The 945-nt window shown below is 67.6% G+C and carries 1 protein-coding gene; it reads left to right on the forward strand.

What is annotated here, in order from left to right; translation table 11 throughout:
• Positions 1-232 precede the first annotated feature (232 nt).
• Positions 233-945: NAD(P)-dependent alcohol dehydrogenase (locus ARC78_RS16005; RefSeq protein ID WP_057506644.1), on the forward strand; the 713-nt coding region annotated here is incomplete at its 3' end.

Consider the following 945-nt stretch of genomic DNA (forward strand, 5'->3'; position numbering starts at 1 on the left):
TTTCATCGGCGCAAAGCGGTAGCAGGTGTCGCCCCTATTTTCAGGCCACAGGGCCTGGCCGCACTACACGCAATGCGGCGATTCGGGCATCGGCTCATGGCGATTTCTTCGCTCGATATGCCTGCGGTGGCCATGTATGGACAGCTGCATCCTGCCGGCGTGACTTATGCCATCACCGGTGCGCACCTAGACTGTGCGCCTGCGCCGCACCGCGGCTTTACCGGACGCCCCCATGAAAACCCACGGTTACGCCGCCTACGATCCGACCTCGCCGCTGGCGCCTTTCACCTTCGAACGCCGTGCGCTGCGCAGCAACGATGTGGCGATGGAGATCCTGTACTGTGGCGTCTGTCATTCGGACCTGCACACCGCGCGCAACGACTGGGGCTGGAGCTATTACCCGATCGTGCCGGGGCATGAAATCGTCGGCCGGGTGATCGAGGTCGGTGCCGAGGTCAGCCGCTACAAGGTGGGCGATCATGTCGCGGTCGGCTGCATGGTCGACAGCTGCCTGGCCTGCGACCAGTGCGACAGCGGCCAGGAGCAGCTGTGCCGCAACGGCATGACCGGCACCTATGCCGGCGCCGACCGCATCAGCGGCGATCCCACCCAGGGCGGTTACGCCAAGCATCTGGTGGTGCGCGAGGAATTCTGCCTGCGCATGCCGCAAGGGCTGGACCTGGCGCGCGCCGCGCCGCTGCTGTGCGCCGGCATCACCACCTGGTCGCCGCTGCGCAGCTGGAACGTGGGCCCGGGCAGCCGCGTTGGCGTGATCGGCCTGGGCGGTCTGGGCCATATGGCGGTGAAGCTGGCGGCCGGTCTGGGCGCCGAGGTCACCGTACTGAGCCGCAGCCCGTCCAAACAGGCCGATGCGCTGGAACTGGGCGCCGGCAGCCTGCTGGTCTCCAGTGACGAGGCGGCGATGGCCGCGGCCGCGGCCTCGTT

The organism is Stenotrophomonas pictorum JCM 9942 (assembly GCF_001431585.1).
GTDB lineage: Bacteria > Pseudomonadota > Gammaproteobacteria > Xanthomonadales > Xanthomonadaceae > Stenotrophomonas > Stenotrophomonas pictorum.